We start from the raw sequence: 20,462 nt of genomic DNA on the forward strand, positions 1-20,462 counted from the left end.
GTGCCGACGTGGAACTCGTGCGGCGCGGTCTGGCCCGGTCCCGCCGGCAGGCCGGTGAGCTGGTGGCCGCGGGGCGGGTGCGCGCCGACGGGGCGGTCCTGACGAAGCCCTCGGTGCAGGTGCCCGCGTCGGTGCTGCTCGAGGTGGAGACGGACCCGCAGGACCCGGGCTGGGCGTCCCGTGCGGGCGGCAAGCTGGCCGGGACGCTCGAGGCGCTGGACGCCGACCCGGCGGGGCGGCATCTCACCGCTCGTGTCCCGGGTGCGCGCTGCCTCGACCTCGGGGCGTCCACCGGTGGCTTCACCGACGTGCTGCTGCGCCGTGGGGCCTCGTCGGTGGTCGCGCTGGACGTCGGTCACGGGCAGCTCGTCCCGGCGTTGCGCGCCGACGACCGGGTCACCGTGGTAGAGGGGTTCAACGTCCGCGAGCTCACCGCCGCGGACCTCGACGTGGTCCCCGACGTCGTCGTGGGGGACCTGTCCTTCATCTCGCTGGTCCTCGTGCTGCCGGCGGTGGCGCGGGTGGCACCCCTGGGCACGGCCGTCCTCCTGCTCGTCAAGCCGCAGTTCGAGGTGGGCCGTGAGCGGTTGGGTTCCGGTGGGGTCGTGCGTGACCCCGCCCAGCAGGTCGAGGCGGTCGTGACCGTCGCGCGCTCCGGTGCGGCGGAGGGCCTGGTGCCGCGCGCGGTCGTGCCGAGCCCGCTGCCGGGGCCGTCGGGCAACCGGGAGTTCTTCTGCTGGTTCGAGCGTGTCGACGGACCGGTCGAGGTCGACGTCGCCGCCCTGCGGGCCGCAGCCACCACCGCCGTGGCGTGGGAACCCCACGGCGTGCCGCCCGTCGTCGCGTGCGGGTCGACGGACGGAGGAGACCGATGAGCCGACGCATCCTCATCGTGACGCACGGCGGACGCCCCCAGGCGGTCGCGGCGACGGCCGAGGCCGTCGCCGAGCTGAAGTCCGCCGGGTTCGAGGTGACGCTCCACGACGACGACCTGGCCGCCTCCTTCGGCGACCCCGCGCTCGAGGCACGCACGCGGGAGGGCGTCACGGAGTCCGAGGTCGTCATGGTGCTCGGCGGCGACGGGACGATCCTGCGCGCGGCCGAGCTGACGCACGGCACCGACGTGCCCCTGCTCGGCGTGAACCTGGGCCACGTCGGCTTCCTCGCGGAGTCGGAGCGGGACAACCTCCACGACGCGGTGCGCCGTGTCGCGGACCGCGACTACGTCGTCGAGGAGCGGCACGTCGTGGACGTGCTCGTGCACCGCCCCGACCGGGACGAGCCGGTCACCGGCTGGGCGCTCAACGAGGCGACCGTGGAGAAGGCCCGCCGCGAGCGGATGCTCGAGGTCGGCATCGCCGTGGACGGCCGTCCGCTGAGCTCGTTCGGGTGCGACGGCGTCGTCATCTCCACGGCGACCGGTTCGACGGCGCACGCGTTCTCCGCGGGCGGTCCGGTCATGTGGCCCGACGTGGACGCCGTGCTCGTGGTGCCGCTGGCGGCGCACGCCCTGTTCGCGCGCCCGCTCGTCATCGGGCCCCGGTCGGAGCTCGCGGTGCAGGTGCTGGACCGCAGCCCCGTGGACGGGGTGCTGACCTGCGACGGGCGACGCAGCATCGATCTGCCCGCGGGTTCCCGGATGGAGGTGCGCCGCGGTGAGGTCCCGCTGCGCTTCGCCCGGCTGACCCACGCCCCCTTCACGGACCGGCTCGTGTCCAAGTTCTCCCTGCCGGTGATCGGCTGGCGGGAGGCCGCCGACGAGGCGGCCGCGCGCCGGGACACCGAGCAGGCGCACCGTCGAGAGGAGTGGTGAGGTGCTCGAGGAGATCGCGATCGAGGACCTGGGGGTGATCCGTGCCGCCCGGGTGCCGTTGTCGGCCGGCCTGACCGTCATCACGGGCGAGACCGGTGCGGGCAAGACGATGGTCCTCACGGGGCTCGGGCTGCTCATGGGCGGCAAGGCCGACCCCGCGACCGTGCGGCCCGGCGCCGAGCGGGCCGTCGTCGAGGGCCGGATCGACCTCAGCCGGCACCCGGTGGTCGCGGGGCGCGTCGACGAGGCGGGCGGCGCGGTCGACGACGACGGCACGGTCGTGGTCGTGCGGACCGTCGCCGCGGGCCGCTCGCGGGCGCACCTGGGCGGCCGGGGCGTCCCGCAGGGCGTGTTGGCGGAGATCGCCGACGAGATCGTGACGGTCCACGGGCAGGCGGACCAGCTCCGGCTGCGGACCCCCGGCAAGCAGCGTGAGGCGCTGGACCGGTTCGCGGGGAACGAGCACGCGGCGACCCTGGAGAAGTACCGGGCGGCGTGGACCGAGCGCACCGGCCTCCAGCAGGAGATCGACGACCTCACGGCGCGCGCCGCCGAGCGGGCCCGGGAGGCCGAGCTGCTGCGGCTCGGCCTCGCGGAGATCGAGCGGGTCGACCCCCAGCCGGGCGAGGACGCCGAGCTCACCGCGCTCGTGGCGCGTCTCGGCAACGCCGAGTCGCTGCGCCAGGGCGCGCAGGAGGCGCACGACGCCGTCGCTGGCGACGACGTCGAGACCGAGGGGTCGGCCGTGCACGCGGTGGAGCGCGCCCGGCGCGCCCTGGAGGCCGCGGCGGCGGACGACCCGGCGCTCGCCGACCAGGCGACGCGGCTGGCCGAGGCGGGCTACCTGCTGGCGGACGTCGCCACCGAGCTGTCCTCCTACGTCGCGGACCTGCAGGCCGACCCGGCCGCGCTCGAGACGGCGCACACCCGCCTGGCGGCGCTGGGCTCCCTGACCCGCAGCTACGGCGCGAGCGTCGACGACGTGCTGCGCTGGGCCTCCGAGGCGGGGCTGCGGCTGCTCGACCTGGACGACGGCGGGGACCGGGTCCGGGGCATGCAGGACCGGGTGACGGAGCTGGACGCGGAGCTCGCCGCCCTCGCGGACGGGATCTCGGCGGCCCGCCAGGAGGCGGCGGGGCGCCTGGCGGAGTCCGTCACCGCGGAGCTGGCCGGCCTGGCGATGTCCGGTGCCCGGCTGCAGGTGGAGGTCGTGGCGGGGGAGCCCGGACCGTCCGGCGCGGACCAGGTGTCGTTCCTCCTGGTGCCTCACCCGGGCGCTCCGCCGCGCCCGCTGGGCAAGGGCGCGTCCGGTGGCGAGCTGTCCCGGGTGATGCTCGCCGTCGAGGTGGCGCTCGCCACCGCCGGCGAGGAGTCGGTGCTGCCCACCTTCGTCTTCGACGAGGTCGACGCGGGGGTGGGCGGTCGCGCCGCCGTCGAGGTCGGTCGTCGCCTCGCGGTCCTCGCGCGGACCACGCAGGTGGTGGTCGTCACGCACCTGGCGCAGGTCGCGGCGTTCGCGGACACCCACCTCGTGGTGACGAAGTCCACAGGGTCGCCCGACGAGGCGACGGTGACCGGCGTCCGGCCGGTGACCGACGACGAGCGGGTGCGGGAGCTGGCGCGGATGCTGTCCGGCCAGGACGAGTCCGAGTCCGCCCGGCAGCACGCGCTCGAGCTCCTGGAGTCGTCGGACGTGGGACGATAGGCGGCGATGAGACCTCTCCTGCGCCGGGCCGATCGTGGCCACGACACCAGCACCGACGTCACCGGGCCCGGCGGCCCGGCGCGTGTCGGCGCCCGCACCAAGGACCTCACGAAGCGGCTGAAGCCCGGTGACGTGGCCGTCATCGACCACGCCGACATCGACCGGGTCGCCGCCGACGCGCTCGTCGCCGCGGCCCCCACGGCCGTGCTCAACGCCGCCCGGTCGACGACCGGGCGCTACCCGAACGCGGGGCCGGACATCCTGGTGCAGGCGGGCGTCGTGCTGGTCGACGACATCGGCCCGGAGGTCATGACCGTCCCCGAGGGGGCGGCCGTGGTGGTCGACGGCGGCGACGTCTTCGTCGACGGCGTGCGGTTCGCGTCCGGCAAGCGGCAGACGGCCGAGACGGTGGCGGCCGAGCAGGCGGATGCGCGGGTCGGGCTGTCCGACGAGATCGAACGGTTCGCCGAGAACACCCTGTCGTACCTGCGGCGCGAGCGCGACCTCCTGCTGGACGGGGTGGGCGTGCCGGACGTGCGCACCGTCTTCGAGGGGCGGCACGTCCTCATCGTGGTGCGCGGCTACCACTACCGCGAGGACCTCGCGATGCTGCGGCCGTACATCGCGGAGAACCGGCCCGTCCTGGTGGGCGTGGACGGCGGCGCGGACGCCATCCTCGACGCGGGCCTGCGCCCGGACATGATCGTCGGCGACATGGACTCCGTCACCGACAAGGCGCTGTCGTGCGGCGCGGAGATCGTGGTGCACGCCTACCGCGACGGCAGCGCCCCCGGCCTGGAGCGGGTGCGGGCCCTCGGCGTGGACCCGGTGGTCTTCCCCGCGACCGGCACGAGCGAGGACATCGCGATGCTGCTCGCGGACGACAAGGACGCCGAGCTGATCGTCGCGGTCGGCACGCACGCGACCCTGGTCGAGTTCCTCGACAAGGGTCGCGCGGGCATGGCGAGCACGTTCCTCACCCGGCTGCGGGTGGGCGGCAAGCTGGTGGACGCCAAGGGCGTCTCCCGGCTCTACCGGACCCGGATCTCGAACCTGCAGCTCACGCTCCTGTCCGCCGCCGGCGTCGCCGCGGTCCTCGCCGCGCTGTGGTCGACGTCCGCAGGTCAGACCGCCTTCGGTCTCGTCGGCGCCCAGATCGACGACATCGTCTCGTGGGTGGGTAGTCTCTTCGGCGGCTGACCCCCGGACCGACCCCCACCCGAACCAAGGAGCACCCGCACGCCGTGATCGACTTCCGGTACCACCTCGTCTCGCTGATCTCCGTCTTCCTCGCTCTGGCGGTCGGCATCATCCTGGGCGCCGGCCCGCTGCAGAACGCGATCGGTGACCAGCTCACCGACCAGGTGGAGGCGCTGCGCGTGGAGCGCACCGCGCTGCGCGACTCGCTGTCCGAGGCGGAGGCCGCCCGCGACGAGCAGAGCGCGTACGCGCTCGCCGCCGGTGCCGAGCTCGTCGACGGCTCGCTGGAGGACGTGCGCGTCGCCGTCGTCGACGTGGACGGCGTCTCGGGGACCCGCGAGGCCGAGGTCGTGGCGCAGCTCGAGGCCGCGGGCGCCCGGGTCGTCGCGCAGTCGTCGATGACGGGGGCGTGGACGTCCGCCGGTGACGCCGTGCTGCGCGGCACCGTCGCGGACGGCCAGCGCGGCCGGCTCGACGGCGTGGTCGAGGGGGACGCCACCACGGCGCAGGTGCTGGGCTCGGTGCTGGGGGTCGCGCTCACCGAGGCGGACGCGGAGGGCTCGGAGTCGCGCAGCACGCGCGCCGTCGAGCTCTACCAGCTGCTGTCCCAGGTGGGTCTCATCGAGTCGCGGTTCGCACCGTCGGCGCCCGCGGAGGCCGTCCTGCTGCTGTCGGCGGGCACGGAGGCCGAGGACGTCGCCGCGACCGAGTCGTCGGAGGTGCCGGAGGACGTGGACGCGGTCGGCGCGGTGCTCGCGCTGCAGGCGGCGGCGGGCACGGTGGTCGTGGCCGGACCGACCGCGGTCGACGGCGACCTGGTCGCGGACCTGCGGTCGGACGAGACCGCCACGGGCGTGCTGAGCACCGTCAGCGGGATCGAGCAGGAGCTCATGCGGCTGAACGTGCCGCTCGCCCTGGCCGCGCAGTACGTGGGCGAGGTCGGCCAGTACGGGTTCGAGGACGACGCCGCCGTGGTGCCCCCGGCGGTCGACCTCGCCGACCGGGCGGGCAGCGGGACGGACGCCGGGACCGACGGCGAGGGCTCCTGATGGGTGTCCTGCGGGCCGGGCTCGCGGCGGTCGTCGCCGCCACCGCGACGGTGGCGGTGCGACGCTCGCTCGACCCGTCCCCGCCCGGCGGCGCGGAGCGCTGGACCCGCACGAACCACCGTGGCGAGCCCGTGTCGATGCTGGAGGGCCCGGCGGTCGCCGCCGGCCTGGTCGCAGGGACCCTCGTGGGTCCCGGTCCCGCCCGGGCCCGTGCCGCCACGGCGCTCGCGACGGCGGCCGCCGGTGCGTTCGGTGTGGTGGACGACCTCGCCGAGGACACGACGACGCGCACGAAGGGGCTGCGCGGCCACCTCGGCGCGCTCGCCGAGGGCCGGCTGACGACCGGCGGTCTCAAGGTCCTCGGGATCGGCGCGTCCGGGCTCCTCGCGGCCGCGGTCGGCACCCCCCGCCGGGGGAGCGCCACGGCTCACGCGGCCGACGTGCTGGTCAACGGCGCGCTCGTAGCCGGGACGGCCAACCTGGTGAACCTCCTCGACCTGCGCCCGGGGCGCGCCCTCAAGGCCTCGGCGCTGCTCACGCTGCCCGTGGCGGCGTCGCCGGCCGGCAGCGGCGCGCTGCTCGGCGCAGCGTCGGCGGCCGCGGCCGACGACCTGGGTGAGCGCGACATGCTCGGGGACGGCGGCGCGAACGCGCTCGGTGCGTACGTCGGCACCCGGTGGGCGCTCGGTGCGCCTCGCGCGGTCCGCGTCGCGGCGCTCGGCGGGGTCGTCGCCCTCACCCTCGCCTCGGAGAAGGTGAGCTTCTCAGCCGTCATCGAGCGCACCGCGTGGCTCCGCCGCCTCGACACGCTCGGTCGACGTCCCGCGGACACCGCCCCGCAGGCGGCCGACGCCGCGGGGCCGGACGGCGGAGGCCTGCCCGGGTGACCGGGGCCGGCGGGCGTCGCGCCGCCACGACCCTCGCCGGGGCGGCGGCCCTCATCACCGTGGTCACGCTGGCGAGCCGCCTCGTCGGGTTCGGACGCTGGCTCGCCCAGGCGAGCTACCTCGGCACGGGCGGCATCGACGCACCGTTCAACGCGGCGAACCTGCTGCCCAACGTCCTGTTCGAGGTCGCCGCCGGCGGCGCGCTGGCGGGCGCCGTCGTGCCGCTGCTGTCCGGCTACCTCGTGCGCGGCGACCGGGAGCAGGCCTCCCGCACGGCGTCCGCCCTGCTCGGCTGGACGCTGCTGGTGCTGGTGCCGCTCGCCGGAGTCATGGCGCTGCTCGCGGACCCGATCGCGGGGCTGCTGCGGCTCGGCGACCCGGTCGACACGGCGGTGGCCGCGGACTTCCTGCGGGTGTTCGCCGTCCAGGTGCCGCTGTACGGGCTCGCCGTCGTGCTGGGCGGGATGCTGCAGGCGCACAACCGGTTCTTCTGGCCCGCGTTCGCGCCGCTGGTGTCGAGCCTCGTCGTCATCGGCGTGTACGCGCGGTTCGACACGCTGGCCGACGGCCACCAGACCGACGTCGCCGCGCTGTCGTCGCAGGCGCTCGGCTGGCTCGCCTGGGGCACGACGGCGGGCGTGGCGTTCCTCGCGCTGCCGCTGCTCGTGCCCGTGCTGCGCACCGGTCTGCGACTGCGCCCCACGCTGCGGTTCCCCGCGGGCGAGGGACACCGTGCCGCCCGCCTGGCGTCCGCCGGCATCGGGGCGCTCGTCGCGCAGCAGCTCGCGCTGCTCGCGACCATGACCGCCGCGAACGAGGCGGGCGGGTCCGGGGCATGGACGATCTTCCTGTACGCCCAGCAGGTCTACCTCCTGCCCTACGCCGTCCTCGCGTTCCCCATCGCGACCAGCGCGTTCCCGCGGTTCTCCGAGCTCGCGGCGCGACGGCTCCACGACGACCTCGCACGCCTCGTCTCGACGACGACCCGCGTCCTGGTCGTGGTGACGGCGGCCGGTGCCGCGGCGCTCGTCGCCGCGGCACCCTTCGTCGAGAACGTGTTCGACCTCGTCATCGAGTACGGCGACGCGGGCGGGCTCGCCGGCACCCTCACGTGGATGGCTCCGGGCCTGGTCGGCTACGCGCTCATCCTGCAGCTGTCGCGCGTGCTGTACGCCGTGGACGCGGGGCGGGCGGCCGTCGTCGCGACCGTCGCGGGCTGGGGCGTCGTGGCCGTCGGCGTGTGGCTGGCCGTGCCGATGTTCGCGGGCGCCGGCGACCCGACGCCGGGCAGCACCCAGGAGCAGGTGCTCGCCTGGCTCGGCGGGGCGACCACCGTCGGGATGGTCGTCGCCGGCGGGGCACTCCTGCTGGCCGTCCGCGTCCGGCTGGGGCGGGGCGCGCTCGAACGCGTCGTGCGGACCCTGGTGGTCGTGGTGCTCGCCGGGGCGGTCGGGGCCGTGCTGGGGCGCTGGGCCGTGCCGGTGCAGAACCGGGCGGTCGCCGTCGGCCCCGGCGGTGCGGACGGCACGCCGGTCGAGACGCCGTTCGACCTCGGCGCCGCTGTCGCGGACATCGGTCTCGGGCTGGTGGCGGGCCTCCTGGCCGCCCTCGTCGTGCTGCTGGTCGCGGCCGCGACGGACCGTGACGTGCGCGCTCGCGTCGCCGCCGCGGGCCGGCGGTTGCGGCGTCGCTGACCCGCACCTGCGCCGGTGGGGGCGTGGGGCGGACCCGGTCGGGCCGGCGTGTGCCGAACGGCACGGCGCCGAGGGGCGGTTCCGGCACGCCGCCGGGGGAGACCTCGGTTAGCATGGAGTTCCGTGGCTGACACCCTGAACCGAACCTCGTCCCGCTCCTCCAGCCGCGCCGGTGCGACGCACCAGACGCGACACATCTTCGTGACGGGCGGTGTCGCCTCCTCGCTCGGCAAGGGCCTGACGGCGTCCTCCCTCGGCCGGCTGCTGCGGTCCCGCGGCCTGCGCGTCACGATGCAGAAGCTCGACCCGTACCTCAACGTGGACCCGGGCACCATGAACCCGTTCCAGCACGGCGAGGTGTTCGTCACCGCCGACGGCGCCGAGACCGACCTGGACATCGGCCACTACGAGCGCTTCCTCGACGTCGAGCTGCCCGCGTCGTCCAACGTCACCACCGGCCAGGTGTACTCGCGCGTCATCGCCAAGGAGCGCCGCGGCGAGTACCTCGGTGACACCGTGCAGGTCATCCCGCACATCACCGACGAGATCAAGTCGCGCATGCGGGACCAGGCCGGCCCCGAGGTCGACGTCATCATCACCGAGATCGGTGGCACGGTCGGCGACATCGAGTCGCAGCCGTTCCTCGAGGCCGCGCGTCAGGTGCGCCACGAGCTCGGCCGCGACGACTGCTTCTTCCTGCACGTCTCCCTGGTGCCCTACATCGGCCCGTCCGGCGAGCTGAAGACCAAGCCGACCCAGCACTCGGTGGCCGCCCTGCGCTCGATCGGCATCCAGCCGGACGCGATCGTGCTGCGCTCCGACCGCGTGGTCCCCGAGGGCATCAAGCGCAAGATCGCGCTGATGTGCGACGTCGACAACGAGGCCGTGGTCAACGCTGCGGACGCGCCGAGCATCTACGACATCCCGCGGGTGCTGCACTCCGAGGGCCTGGACGCCTACGTGGTGCGCCGCCTCGACCTGCCGTTCCACGACGTCGAGTGGGGCGGCTGGACCCGCCTGCTCGAGCGCGTGCACGAGCCGGAGCACAACGTCGAGATCGCGCTGGTCGGCAAGTACATCGACCTGCCCGACGCCTACCTGTCGGTCACCGAGGCGCTGCGCGCGGGCGGGTTCGACAACGACACCCGCGTCGCGATCCGCTGGGTGGCGGCGGACGACTGCCAGACCCCCGCGGGCGCGCAGGAGGCCCTGGCGGGCGTCGACGCGATCCTCGTGCCGGGCGGGTTCGGCGTGCGCGGCATCGACGGCAAGGTGGGCGCGCTGCGCTGGGCGCGGGAGAACCTCGTGCCGACGCTCGGCATCTGCCTGGGCCTGCAGTCGATGGTCATCGAGTACGCCCGCAACGTCCTCGGTCTCGCGGACGCCTCCTCCACGGAGTTCGACTCCGACTCGGCGAACCCCGTCATCGCGACCATGGCCGAGCAGCTCGCGATCGTGGGCGGCGACGGCGACCTGGGCGGCACGATGCGTCTCGGCGCGTACACCGCGACGCTCGCCGACGACTCGGTCGTCGCGAAGACCTACGGCTCGACCGAGGTCTCCGAGCGGCACCGGCACCGCTACGAGGTGAACAACCAGTACCGCGACCGTCTCGAGGAGGCGGGTCTGCGGATCTCCGGCACGTCGCCGGACGGCAACCTCGTCGAGTTCGTCGAGCTGCCCGCGGACGTCCACCCGTACTACGTGAGCACGCAGGCGCACCCGGAGTTCATGTCGCGCCCCACGGGCTCGCACCCGCTGTTCCGGGGCCTCGTCGCCGCGGCGCTGGTGCGCCAGGGCGGCGGCGCGTGACGACCGCGCCGCAGGAGCCGGTCGCGGACCGGGTCGAGCCGCGCCCGGTGCTGGACCGCGAGGTCCTGCACACCGGGGCGATCTTCGACCTGGTGCGCGACCGGGTCGATCTCGGGGGCGCCGGGACCGTGTCCCGGGAGTACCTCGACCACCCGGGCGCGGTCGCCGTGGTCGTGCTGGACGAGCAGGACCGCGTCCTGCTGCTGCGCCAGTACCGGCACGCGGTGCGGACCCGCATGTGGGAGATCCCGGCGGGGCTGCTCGACGTCGTCGGTGAGCCCGCGGTGGACGCCGCCGCCCGCGAGCTCGCCGAGGAGGCGGACCTCACGGCGGCCCGCTGGGACACGCTCGTCGACTTCGCGACGACGCCGGGGGCGAGCAACGAGGCGCTGCGGGTGTTCCTGGCCCGCGACGTCGCCCCGGTACCCGACGCCGACCGCCACGAGCGCACGGGTGAGGAGGCGGAGATCGTCACCCGGTGGGTGCCGCTCGACGACGCCGTGGCGCTGGTCCTGGCGGGCGAGCTCCACAACCCGGCCGCCTGCGTCGGCGTGCTGGCGGCCGCGGCGAGCCGTGCCGGCGGCTGGACGTCGTTGCGCGCCGCCGACGCCGCGTGGCCGCACCGACGGGGCACGCTGCCCGACTGACGCCCGCGGCGCGGGCGGCTCTGCGCCCTCGGACGACGAAGGCCGGCTCCCGTCGAGGGAGCCGGCCTTCGTCGTGCGGGAGGGGTCAGGCCCGTGTGCGCAGCTTGAGGACGGCGTTCGCCGTGGCCCACACGAGCAGGCCCGCGCCGAGCATGTGCACGCCGACCAGGATCTCGGGCAGACCGGTGAAGTACTGGACATAGCCCACCAGGGCCTGCGCGAGGGTGACGACGACGAGCAGCCAGGCCGCGCGCCAGGCCCGGTCGACGGTCCCGGCGTCGGTGGTGCCCTGGCGGGACAGCCGGCGCATCAGCACGAGCAGCACGACGAGCGTGGCGACGAACAGCCAGACGGTGGCGGAGTGCGCGCGGGTCACGAGGTACGGGTCGAGGGCGAGGCGGTAGCCGACCTCGGTGTCGCCCGAGTGCGGGCCGGCACCGGTGACGAGCACGCCGAGCACCACGACGGCCGCCATGAGGGCGGTGAGCACGCCCCCGACGACCGTCAGGGCGGGCGCGCCGAGCCGGACGGGGGCGCCGTCGCCCTCGCCGTGCCGGCGCAGCAGGTACGCGCTGAACCACACCAGCGCCGCAGACACCCCGAAGTGCAGGGACACCCAGCCGGGGTGCAGGTGCAGGAGGACCACCACGCCGCCGATGAGGGCCTGGGCGACCACCCCGGCGAGCGGCACGAAGCCGAGGACGCGGTACTCGGGGGAGCGGCGCCGGTCCGTCCACACGAGCAGCAGCACGGCGATGGCGATGGCCGCGAGCACGAACGTGATGAGCCGGTTGCCGAACTCGACGTACGGGTGGATCGAGGTGGCCTCGTGCAGCACGGGCGTGAACCGGCCGGGCTCGCAGTGCGGCCAGGTGGAGCACCCGAGGCCGGAGTCCGTGAGGCGCACGGCACCGCCGGTGACGATGATGGCGATCTGCCCGACGACGTTCGCGACGAGCACGCCGCGGGTCCAGCCGCGGAAGCGGGCGAACCGGAGGGGCGCTGGCGTCGGGGCGGGGGCGGAGCCCACGGGCTCGGCGGGGGCGGGGGTGCTCACGGGTCCACGGTAGTGCCCGTCGTCACGGCGGCCGGGCGTCGTCGGGCGCCGACGGCTGTGAGATTGGTCCGTCCGTGGCCGACCCGCGGGGGCGGGCGTGTCAGTGCCAGCGGAACAGACGGCTGGCCCCGGCGCCGAACGCCGCGGTCCACGCGAGCAGCACCATGACGCTCAGGGGCGGCACCCCGGCGCCTGTCAGGGCCCCGCGCAGGCCCTCGCCGAGCGCTCCCGACGGCAGGAACGCCGCCACGTGCGCGAGCACGCCGGGCAGCTCCGACGGGGGGACGATCAGCCCGCCGCCCACGACGAGGAGCACCAGGACGAGGTTCGCGACGGCGAGCACGCCCTCGGCGCGCAGCGTCCCGGCGAGCAGCAGCGCCAGGGCCGTGAACGCCGCGGTGCCGAGCAGGAGGAGGCCGACCGCGGGGAGGATCCCCGCGAGCACCGGTTCCCAGCCCATCGCGAGGGCGACGGCCGTGATGACGACCACCTGCACCGCCTCGACGGCGAGCACGCCGAGCACCTTGCCCGCGAGCAGGCCGCCGCGGCCGAGCGGGGTGGTGGCGAGCAGCCGCAGGACGCCGTTGCGGCGGTCGAACGCCGTCGCGATCGACTGGGACGTGAAGGCGGTCGTCACGCACGCCAGTGCCAGCACGCCCGGGGTGACGAAGTCGACGCGCGTCGCACCGCCGGTGTCGAGCTCGACCAACGACGTGCGCACCAGGCCGACCAGCAGCAGGACCGGCACGACGACCGTCACCAGCAGCTGCTCGCCGTTGCGCAGGATCGCCCGCGTCTCGAACGACGCCTGGGCGGCGACGCGGCGCCACGCGGGGGCGGCACCGGGAGCCGGGGCGGTCGTCGTGGGGGAGGTCGTCGGGGTCGTCATCGCAGGTGCCGTCCGGTGAGGTCGAGGAACACGTCCTCCAGGGTGCGCCGTCCGACGCTCAGGCGACGGACGAGGACGTCCTGGTCCGCGAGCGCGGCGGTCACGGCGGCGACCGCCGTGGGGGACGTCGGTCCCGACACCTGGTAGGTGCCGGGGTCGGTGCGGGACACGTGCCAGGTGGTGCCGGGCAGCGTGGTCGTGAGGTGCGCCGTCAGCGCCGCGTCGTCGACCTCCGCGGTGACGTCGACCCGCACCGTGGGGGCGGGGCCGTCGGCGTCCGCCGCGAGCAGCTCCGGCACCGAGCCGGACGCGATGACGCGGCCGTGGTCGACGACGTGCACCCGGTCGGCGAGGTCCTCCGCCTCGTCCATGAGGTGCGTCGTGAGGACCACCGCGACGCCGTCGGCGCGCAGCTCGCGCACCAGGTCCCACACGGCGTGCCGGGACTGCGGGTCCATGCCCGCGCTGGGCTCGTCGAGGAACACGACCTCCGGGCGTCCGACGACGGCCGCGGCCAGCGCGAGCCGCTGCCGCTGCCCGCCGGACAGCCGCCGCACCGTAGTGCGGGCGAAGGCGTGCAGGCCGAGCCGTTCGGCGAGCTCGCCGACGTCGCGCGGCGCGGCGTACATCGCCGCGACGTGGCGCAGCATCTCGAGCGCGCGCACGCCGGTCGGCAGCCCGCCGTCCTGCAGCATGACGCCGACCCGGGGACGCAGCCGCACGGCGTCCGTGACCGGGTCCAGCCCGAGCACGCGCACCGTGCCGCCGTCGGGGGAGCGCAGTCCTTCGCAGCACTCGACCGTGGTGGTCTTGCCCGCCCCGTTGGGACCCAGGACGGCGGTCACCTCGCCGGCCGCGGCGTGCAGGTCGAGGCCGTCGACGACGTCGCGGCCCCCGTACGTCTTGCGCAGCCGGTGCACGACGACGGCGGCCTCGACTGGCGGGACGGTGGTGGGCACCCGAGGATTCTACGGAGTCGAGCAGAGCGGGAGAGACGATGACCTACTACACGTTCGCGCAGCCGGCCGACCTGGCTCGGGTGGCGCGTCGCATCTGGTACTGGCCCGTGGTCCGGGGTGTCCTGGCGGTGCTGTTCGGCCTCCTGGCGGTGTTCCTGCCCGACAAGACGCCGGGCCTGCTCGTGCAGGTCTTCGGGGCGTTCGTGATCGTGGACGGCATCGTGAGCCTGGTCGACGGGTTGCGTCGCCGCGGCTCCCAGGCGGGCTCGGTGAACACCGGCATCGGGGTGGTGGCGGTCGTCTTCGGCGCGGTGATGCTGTTCCTGCCGGGGGTGACGCTCGGCCTGGTCCTGGCGCTCATCGCGATCTGGGCGATGCTGTTCGGCCTGCTGCAGGTGTTCGGCGCGTTCGCGCTGCGCAGCCGCGGCGGCGGGTCGTGGGTGTGGAGCCTGGTGTCCGGCCTGCTGTTCGTGGCGCTGGCCGTGGTGTGCCTGGTCAACCCGAGCGGCGCGATCGAGTTCATGTCGGTCGTGGTCGGGCTCTTCGCGATCGCGATCGGGGTGCTGCTCGTCGCGTTCGGGCTGAAGATGCGGGCGCTGGGCAAGCAGGCGCCGGGCGGCGACGACCACGACGTCATCGAGGGGGAGGTCGTCGACGGGTGACCACGCGGTGACCGCCGCGTGAAACCTGTGTGACGTGCGTCGCAGCGGGCCTCCTGACCAGGGGGCCCGCTGCTTCGGTGAGGCATGCCTTGCTTGACAACCTCGATTACGCAACAAGGATGTTGTCTATATCGATGACGTCGGTCGGGGTGCTCCCGGCCGCGACGCACGGACGCCCGGAGGTGAGCACGTGACGACTGCGCCCGCACCCGTCGGCGTGCCGCCGACCGCGGCGGACACCGAGGGGACGCGCCGTCGCGTGCTCGAGCTCGTCGCCAGCGAGGGGCCGGTCTCGGCCTCCGAGCTGGCCGCCCGCCTGAACCTCACCTCCGCCGCCGTCCGCCGCCACCTCGCCTGCCTCGAGCAGGACGGCACCGTCGCGGTGCACGAGGCGGGCCGCAACGACCGGCGACGGGGCCGCCCCGCCCGCCGGTACGTCGTCAGCACCACCGGCCAGTCCGAGCTCGGCGGCGAGGACGTCGAGCTCGCGACCCAGGCCATGCGGTTCCTGCGGCGCACCGCCGGTGACGAGGCGGTCGCCGCGTTCGCGGCCGAGCGCAACGAGGCCGTCGTGCGCCGGTACGCCCCGCGGCTGACCGGCACCGACCCGCACACCCGCGCCGAACAGCTCGCCGAGCTGCTCGCCGGGGACGGCTACGCCGCGTCCGTGCGGCCCGTCGTCGGCCCCCAGGTGCCCGTGGTGCAGCTGTGCCAGGGTCACTGCCCCGTGCAGCACGCCGCTGAGGACTTCCCCGAGCTGTGCGAGGCCGAGGCGCACGCCTTCGCCCGCCTGCTCGGGACCCACGTCCAGCGGCTCGCCACCCTCGCAGGCGGCGCGCACGCCTGCGTCACCAACGTCCCGCTTGCTCCCCCCACCCCCGCCGGCCGCACCCGCGGCACGCAGGAAGGATCACGATGAGCGCTCCCACCCAGGACGCCGCCGCGGCGGTGTCGTCGCCGGGCAGCGACAAGCAGACCGACGACGAGATCATCGCCTCGATCGGTGCCTACGAGTACGGCTGGCGCGACAGCGACGCCGCGGGCGAGACCGCCCGGCGCGGCCTCAACGAGGACGTCGTCAAGAACATCTCGGACATGAAGGACGAGCCCGAGTGGATGCGCAAGGCGCGTCTGAAGGCGCTGCGCCTCTTCGAGAAGAAGCCCATGCCGGGCTGGGGCGCCGACCTCACCGGGATCGACTTCGACCGCATCAAGTACTTCGTGCGCTCCACCGAGAAGCAGGCCACCAGCTGGGAGGACCTGCCCGAGGACATCAAGGCGACCTACGACCGCCTCGGCATCCCCGAGGCCGAGAAGCAGCGTCTCGTCGCCGGTGTCGCCGCGCAGTACGAGTCCGAGGTCGTCTACCACCAGATCCGCGAGGACCTGGAGGAGCAGGGCGTCATCTTCGTCGACACCGACACGGGCCTGCGCGAGTACCCGGAGCTCTTCCAGGAGTACTTCGGCACCGTCATCCCCGCCGGCGACAACAAGTTCTCCGCGCTGAACTCGGCCGTGTGGTCGGGCGGCTCGTTCGTCTACGTGCCGCCGGGCGTGCACGTCGAGATCCCGCTGCAGGCCTACTTCCGTATCAACACGGAGAACATGGGCCAGTTCGAGCGGACGCTGATCATCGCCGACGAGGGCTCCTACGTGCATTACGTCGAGGGCTGCACCGCGCCGATCTACTCGTCCGACTCGCTGCACAGCGCCGTCGTCGAGATCGTCGTGAAGAAGAACGCCCGCGTGCGCTACACGACCATCCAGAACTGGTCGAACAACGTGTACAACCTGGTGACCAAGCGCGCCACGGCCGAGGCCGGCGCCACCATGGAGTGGGTCGACGGCAACATCGGCTCCAAGGTCACCATGAAGTACCCGGCGATCTACCTGCTCGGCGAGCACGCCAAGGGCGAGACGCTGTCCATCGCCTTCGCGGGCGAGGGCCAGCACCAGGACGCCGGCGCCAAGATGGTGCACGCCGCGCCGCACACGTCGTCGTCCATCGTCTCCAAGTCGGTGGCCCGCGGCGGCGGCCGCACGTCCTACCGCGGCCTCGTGCAGGTGCTCGAGGGCGCCTCGCACTCCGCGTCGACCGTGCTGTGCGACGCCCTGCTGGTCGACCAGATCTCCCGGTCCGACACCTACCCGTACGTCGACGTCCGCGAGGACGACGTGTCCATGGGCCACGAGGCGACGGTGTCCAAGGTGAGCGAGGACCAGCTGTTCTACCTCATGTCCCGAGGCATGGACGAGACCGAGGCGATGGCGATGATCGTCCGCGGGTTCGTCGAGCCCATCGCGCGCGAGCTCCCCATGGAGTACGCGCTCGAGCTCAACCGCCTCATCGAGCTGCAGATGGAAGGGTCCGTCGGCTGAAATGACCGCAACCACAGATCTCACGACGGACCACTCGCGCGCCGTCGCCGACGGCGCCCACTCCCACGGCGTGGTGCCCGCCGGCTCCCGCGCGGAGCGCGTCACCTCCTTCGACCTCGCGGACATCCCCGTCCCGTCCGGTCGTGAGGAGGAGTGGCGCTTCTCCCCGGTGGCCCGCCTCCAGCCGCTGTTCGCGGACACCCTCGGCGCCGACGGCGTGACCGTCACCGTCGAGGCGGCCCCCGAGGTGAAGGTCGAGACCGTCGGTCGCGACGACGCCCGCCTCGGCCGCGCCGGCAAGCCCGGCGACCGCGCCGCCGTCACCGCGTGGAACGCCGTGGCGCAGGCGACCGTCGTCACCGTGCCCGCCGAGGCCGTCGCCTCCGCGGTGACGTCCGTGCGCGTCGACGGCGTGTCCGGCGACGCCACGGCCAGCCACCTGCTCATCGAGGCCGAGCGGCACGCCGAGGCCGTCGTCGTGGTGGACCACCGCGGCCTGGCCCTGCTCGACCAGACGGTCGAGATCGTCGTCGGCGACGGCGCGCACCTCACCGTCGTCTCCGTCCAGGACTGGGCCGAGGGCACCGTGCACGCCTCCTCGCACCGCGCCGTCATCGGTCGCGACGCGAAGCTCAAGCACGTCGTGGTGACGTTCGGCGGCGACGTCGTGCGCCTCACGCCGGACGCGACCTTCACCGCCGAGGGCGGCGAGGTCGAGATGGTCGGCCTGTACTTCGCGGACGCCGACCAGCACCAGGAGCACCGCCTGTTCGTCGACCACGCCGTGCCGCGCTGCAAGTCGCGCGTCACCTACAAGGGCGCCCTGCAGGGTGCCGGCGCGCACGCGGTGTGGGTGGGCGACGTCCTCATCCAGGCCGAGGCCGAGGCCACGGACACCTACGAGCTGAACCGCAACCTGGTCCTCACCGACGGCGCCCGCGCCGACTCGGTGCCGAACCTGGAGATCGAGACCGGCGAGATCGAGGGCGCGGGCCACGCGTCCGCGACCGGCCGGTTCGACGACGAGCAGCTCTTCTACCTCATGGCCCGTGGCATCCCCGAGGCCGACGCCCGTCGCCTCGTCGTGCGCGGCTTCTTCGCCGAGCTGATCGAGGAGATCGGCGTCCCCTCCGTCCAGGAGCGGCTGCTGGCCTCCATCGAGGCCGAGCTCGAGAAGTCGATGAGCGTCATCACCGGCGTGCCCGCGGCGGAGGCCTGAGCGATGGCCCTGCAGATCGCCTGCTCGGCCGACGACCTGGGACCGGAGGAGGCGAAGCTCGTCGAGCTCGCCGGCGCCGCCGGGACCGTGCCGGTCGCGGTCGTGCGTGACGCCGACGGCGAGTACCACGCCCTCAGCGACATCTGCTCCCACGGGGCCGTGTCGCTGTCCGACGGCGAGGTCGAGGGCTGCCTCGTGGAGTGCTGGCTGCACGGTTCGCAGTTCGACCTGCGCACCGGCCGCCCGCTCCAGCTGCCCGCGATCAAGCCCGTGCCCGTCTACCCGGTCAGCGTCGAGGACGGCAACGTGCTCGTCGACGTCGACGCGACCGTCGCCGTGGCGTCCTGACACCCCCTTCTTGAGAACCTGGAGAACCACCTGATGTCCACCCTGGAGATCCGCGACCTGCACGTCAGCGTCGAGACCAAGGAGGGCCCGAAGCCGATCCTGCGCGGCGTCGACCTCACCATCGCCTCCGGCGAGACGCACGCCATCATGGGCCCGAACGGCTCCGGCAAGTCCACCCTCGCCTCCGCCCTCGCCGGCCACCCCAAGTACGAGGTCACCTCGGGCACCGTCACCCTGGACGGCGAGGACGTCCTGGCGATGAGCGTCGACGAGCGCGCCCGCGCGGGCCTGTTCCTCGCCATGCAGTACCCCGTCGAGGTGCCGGGCGTGTCGGTCGCGAACTTCCTGCGCACCGCCAAGACCGCGATCTCCGGCGAGGCCCCCGCCCTGCGGCACTGGGGCAAGGAGGTCAAGGGCGCGATGGAGAACCTGCGCATGGACCCGGCGTTCGCCGAGCGCTCCGTCAACGAGGGCTTCTCCGGCGGCGAGAAGAAGCGCCACGAGATCCTCCAGATGGAGCTCTTCAAGCCGCACTTCGCGATCCTCGACGAGACCGACTCCGGCCTCGACGTCGACGCGCTGCGCATCGTGTCCGAGGGCGTCAACCGCGCCAAGGACAACACCGACGTGGGCGTGCTCCTCATCACCCACTACACGCGCATCCTGCGCTACATCAAGCCCGACTTCGTGCACGTCTTCGTCGACGGCAAGATCGCCGAGGAGGGCGGCCCCGAGCTCGCCGAGCGGCTCGAGGACGAGGGCTACGACCGCTACCTGGCCGCCGCGAAGGCCTGAGCGGAGCCGTCATGACCACCACCGGAACCGTGCGCCCGGCCGCCTCCTTCACTGCGCGCGAGCTCGCCGCGGTGCGGGCGGACTTCCCGCTGCTCGGGCGCACGGTCCGGGGTGGCCGGCCGCTGGTCTACCTCGACTCGGCGGCCACCTCGCAGAAGCCGAACGTCGTCCTCGAGGCGGAGGTCGACTTCTACGAGCAGCGCAACGCGGCCGTGCACCGCGGCGCGCACCAGGTCGCCGAGGAGGCGACCGAGGCGTTCGAGCAGGCCCGTGACGCCGTCGCCGCGTTCGTCGGGGCCGACCCCGGCGAGATCGTGTGGACGTCCGGCGCGACCGCGGCGATCAACCTCGTCGCGTACGCCCTGTCGAACGCGACGCTGGGTCGCGGGGGAGAGGGCGCGGCCCGGCTGCGGCTCGCCCCCGGCGACGAGATCGTCGTCACCGAGGCCGAGCACCACGCCAACCTCGTGCCCTGGCAGGAGCTGTGCGCCCGCACCGGCGCCGTGCTGCGCTGGATCGGCGTGGACGACGACGGCCGGCTCGACGTCGCCGCGCTCGACACGGTCGTCACCGACCGCACCCGCGTCGTCGCGTTCGGGCACGTCTCCAACGTGACCGGTGCGATCGCGCCCGTCGAGCAGATCGTCGCGGCCGCCCGGCGCGTCGGCGCGCTCACCGTGCTCGACGCCTGCCAGTCCGTGCCGCACCTGCCCGTCGACGTGCACGCCCTCGGCGTGGACTTCGCCGCGTTCAGCGCGCACAAGATGGTCGGCCCCACCGGCGTCGGCGCCCTCTACGGCCGCCGTGAGCTGCTCGAGGCCATGCCGCCCGTCACCACGGGCGGGTCGATGGTCGAGGTCGTCACCATGGAGGCCACCACCTACGCGCCGCCCCCGCAGCGGTTCGAGGCCGGCACCCAGATGGTCGCGCAGGCCGTCGGCATGGGCGTGGCCGCGCAGTGGCTCGACGAGCTCGGCATGGAGCGCGTCGCCGCCCACGAGGCCCAGATCGCCGCCGAGCTGCTGAAGATCGCCGACGTCCCCGGCGTGCGGGTCCTCGGCCCCACCGACACCCGCGACCGCGTCGCCGTCGTGTCGTTCGTCGTCGACGGCGTGCACGCCCACGACGTCGGTCAGGTGCTCGACGACCGCGGCGTCGCCGTGCGCGTCGGCCACCACTGCGCCCAGCCCCTGCACCGCCGCTTCGGCGTCGCCGCCACCGCACGGGCGTCCGCCTCGGTCTACACCACGGTCGAGGACGTCGTCGCCTTCCGGGAAGCGCTGGGGGGCGTGCGAGCGTTCTTCGGTGTGGACTGAGACGAGGCAAGCACCGGGGACACCCGGGGAA

Annotated in this window: 19 protein-coding genes; 16 read left to right on the forward strand and 3 right to left on the reverse strand. The window is 74.2% G+C overall.

Features of this window, described 5'->3' with window-relative positions; genetic code table 11:
• Nucleotides 1-8 precede the first annotated feature (8 nt).
• The 9 genes from ATJ88_RS07935 (at nucleotide 9) to ATJ88_RS07975 (ending at nucleotide 10,807) form a co-directional block, all read left to right on the forward strand.
• Nucleotides 9-875, forward strand: a complete 867-nt coding sequence (locus tag ATJ88_RS07935; protein ID WP_342744841.1) for a TlyA family RNA methyltransferase — start codon at nucleotides 9-11, stop codon at nucleotides 873-875.
• Entirely contained in the window at nucleotides 872-1,813 is a 942-nt protein-coding gene (locus ATJ88_RS07940; RefSeq protein ID WP_098463361.1) for an NAD kinase, read from the forward strand. The genes ATJ88_RS07935 and ATJ88_RS07940 overlap by 4 nt, the downstream gene beginning before the upstream one ends.
• A gap of 1 nt (nucleotide 1,814) precedes the next feature.
• Nucleotides 1,815-3,518 (forward strand): DNA repair protein RecN, encoded by a 1,704-nt coding sequence (recN, locus tag ATJ88_RS07945; RefSeq protein WP_098463362.1) that lies wholly within the window; start codon nucleotides 1,815-1,817, stop codon nucleotides 3,516-3,518.
• A gap of 6 nt (nucleotides 3,519-3,524) precedes the next feature.
• Nucleotides 3,525-4,718 (forward strand): putative cytokinetic ring protein SteA, encoded by a 1,194-nt coding sequence (steA, locus tag ATJ88_RS07950; RefSeq protein ID WP_098463363.1) that lies wholly within the window; start codon nucleotides 3,525-3,527, stop codon nucleotides 4,716-4,718.
• A 44-nt stretch (nucleotides 4,719-4,762) separates the two neighbouring features.
• The gene (locus ATJ88_RS07955; RefSeq protein ID WP_170023559.1) at nucleotides 4,763-5,767 is read left to right on the forward strand and encodes a copper transporter; all 1,005 of its coding nucleotides are present in this window, start codon (nucleotides 4,763-4,765) and stop codon (nucleotides 5,765-5,767) included.
• The gene (locus tag ATJ88_RS07960; RefSeq protein WP_098463365.1) at nucleotides 5,767-6,654 is read left to right on the forward strand and encodes a hypothetical protein; all 888 of its coding nucleotides are present in this window, start codon (nucleotides 5,767-5,769) and stop codon (nucleotides 6,652-6,654) included. Before ATJ88_RS07955 ends, ATJ88_RS07960 begins: the two co-directional genes overlap by 1 nt.
• Complete coding sequence (gene murJ / locus ATJ88_RS07965; RefSeq protein ID WP_098463366.1) at nucleotides 6,651-8,348, forward strand: murein biosynthesis integral membrane protein MurJ; 1,698 nt, start codon at nucleotides 6,651-6,653, stop codon at nucleotides 8,346-8,348. The genes ATJ88_RS07960 and murJ overlap by 4 nt, the downstream gene beginning before the upstream one ends.
• A 123-nt stretch (nucleotides 8,349-8,471) precedes the next feature.
• Nucleotides 8,472-10,160 carry a CTP synthase gene (locus ATJ88_RS07970; RefSeq protein ID WP_098463367.1) on the forward strand — a complete coding sequence of 563 codons (1,689 nt, stop codon included), beginning with the start codon at nucleotides 8,472-8,474 and terminating at the stop codon, nucleotides 10,158-10,160.
• A complete protein-coding gene (locus tag ATJ88_RS07975; RefSeq protein ID WP_098463368.1) occupies nucleotides 10,157-10,807 on the forward strand; it encodes an NUDIX domain-containing protein in 651 nt (216 codons plus the stop codon). The genes ATJ88_RS07970 and ATJ88_RS07975 overlap by 4 nt, the downstream gene beginning before the upstream one ends.
• A gap of 85 nt (nucleotides 10,808-10,892) precedes the next feature.
• Here the strand turns inward: ATJ88_RS07975 and ATJ88_RS07980 are convergent, their stop codons facing one another.
• From ATJ88_RS07980 to ATJ88_RS07990, 3 genes are all read right to left on the reverse strand, one after another.
• The gene (locus ATJ88_RS07980; RefSeq protein WP_245852233.1) at nucleotides 10,893-11,864 is read right to left on the reverse strand and encodes a COX15/CtaA family protein; all 972 of its coding nucleotides are present in this window, start codon (nucleotides 11,862-11,864) and stop codon (nucleotides 10,893-10,895) included.
• A gap of 100 nt (nucleotides 11,865-11,964) precedes the next feature.
• Entirely contained in the window at nucleotides 11,965-12,753 is a 789-nt protein-coding gene (locus ATJ88_RS07985; protein ID WP_098463369.1) for an ABC transporter permease, read from the reverse strand.
• Nucleotides 12,750-13,712, reverse strand: a complete 963-nt coding sequence (locus ATJ88_RS07990) for an ABC transporter ATP-binding protein (RefSeq protein ID WP_098463370.1) — start codon at nucleotides 13,710-13,712, stop codon at nucleotides 12,750-12,752. The genes ATJ88_RS07985 and ATJ88_RS07990 overlap by 4 nt, the downstream gene beginning before the upstream one ends.
• Before the next feature lie 38 nt (nucleotides 13,713-13,750).
• Here ATJ88_RS07990 and ATJ88_RS07995 point away from each other — a divergent pair, with 38 nt between their 5' ends.
• The 7 genes from ATJ88_RS07995 to ATJ88_RS08025 all read left to right on the forward strand — a co-directional run bounded on the left by ATJ88_RS07995 (nucleotide 13,751) and on the right by ATJ88_RS08025 (nucleotide 20,431).
• A complete protein-coding gene (locus tag ATJ88_RS07995) occupies nucleotides 13,751-14,374 on the forward strand; it encodes an HdeD family acid-resistance protein (RefSeq protein ID WP_098463371.1) in 624 nt (207 codons plus the stop codon).
• Nucleotides 14,375-14,564: 190 nt separating this feature from the next.
• Nucleotides 14,565-15,293, forward strand: coding sequence for a helix-turn-helix transcriptional regulator (locus tag ATJ88_RS08000; protein ID WP_098463372.1), 729 nt, complete (start codon nucleotides 14,565-14,567; stop codon nucleotides 15,291-15,293).
• Nucleotides 15,290-16,753: a Fe-S cluster assembly protein SufB gene (gene sufB, locus ATJ88_RS08005; RefSeq protein ID WP_245852236.1), complete on the forward strand. Its 1,464-nt coding sequence runs from the start codon at nucleotides 15,290-15,292 to the stop codon at nucleotides 16,751-16,753. Before ATJ88_RS08000 ends, sufB begins: the two co-directional genes overlap by 4 nt.
• Nucleotide 16,754: 1 nt before the next feature.
• Nucleotides 16,755-17,972, forward strand: a complete 1,218-nt coding sequence (gene sufD, locus ATJ88_RS08010; RefSeq protein WP_098463373.1) for a Fe-S cluster assembly protein SufD — start codon at nucleotides 16,755-16,757, stop codon at nucleotides 17,970-17,972.
• A gap of 3 nt (nucleotides 17,973-17,975) precedes the next feature.
• The gene (locus ATJ88_RS08015; RefSeq protein ID WP_098463374.1) at nucleotides 17,976-18,320 is read left to right on the forward strand and encodes a non-heme iron oxygenase ferredoxin subunit; all 345 of its coding nucleotides are present in this window, start codon (nucleotides 17,976-17,978) and stop codon (nucleotides 18,318-18,320) included.
• A 33-nt stretch (nucleotides 18,321-18,353) separates the two neighbouring features.
• Entirely contained in the window at nucleotides 18,354-19,115 is a 762-nt protein-coding gene (gene sufC, locus ATJ88_RS08020; RefSeq protein ID WP_098463375.1) for a Fe-S cluster assembly ATPase SufC, read from the forward strand.
• 11 nt (nucleotides 19,116-19,126) lie between these two features.
• Nucleotides 19,127-20,431 (forward strand): cysteine desulfurase, encoded by a 1,305-nt coding sequence (locus tag ATJ88_RS08025; RefSeq protein WP_098463376.1) that lies wholly within the window; start codon nucleotides 19,127-19,129, stop codon nucleotides 20,429-20,431.
• The last annotated feature ends 31 nt before the right edge of the window (nucleotides 20,432-20,462 follow it).

The organism is Isoptericola jiangsuensis (assembly GCF_002563715.1).
Lineage (GTDB): Bacteria > Actinomycetota > Actinomycetes > Actinomycetales > Cellulomonadaceae > Isoptericola > Isoptericola jiangsuensis.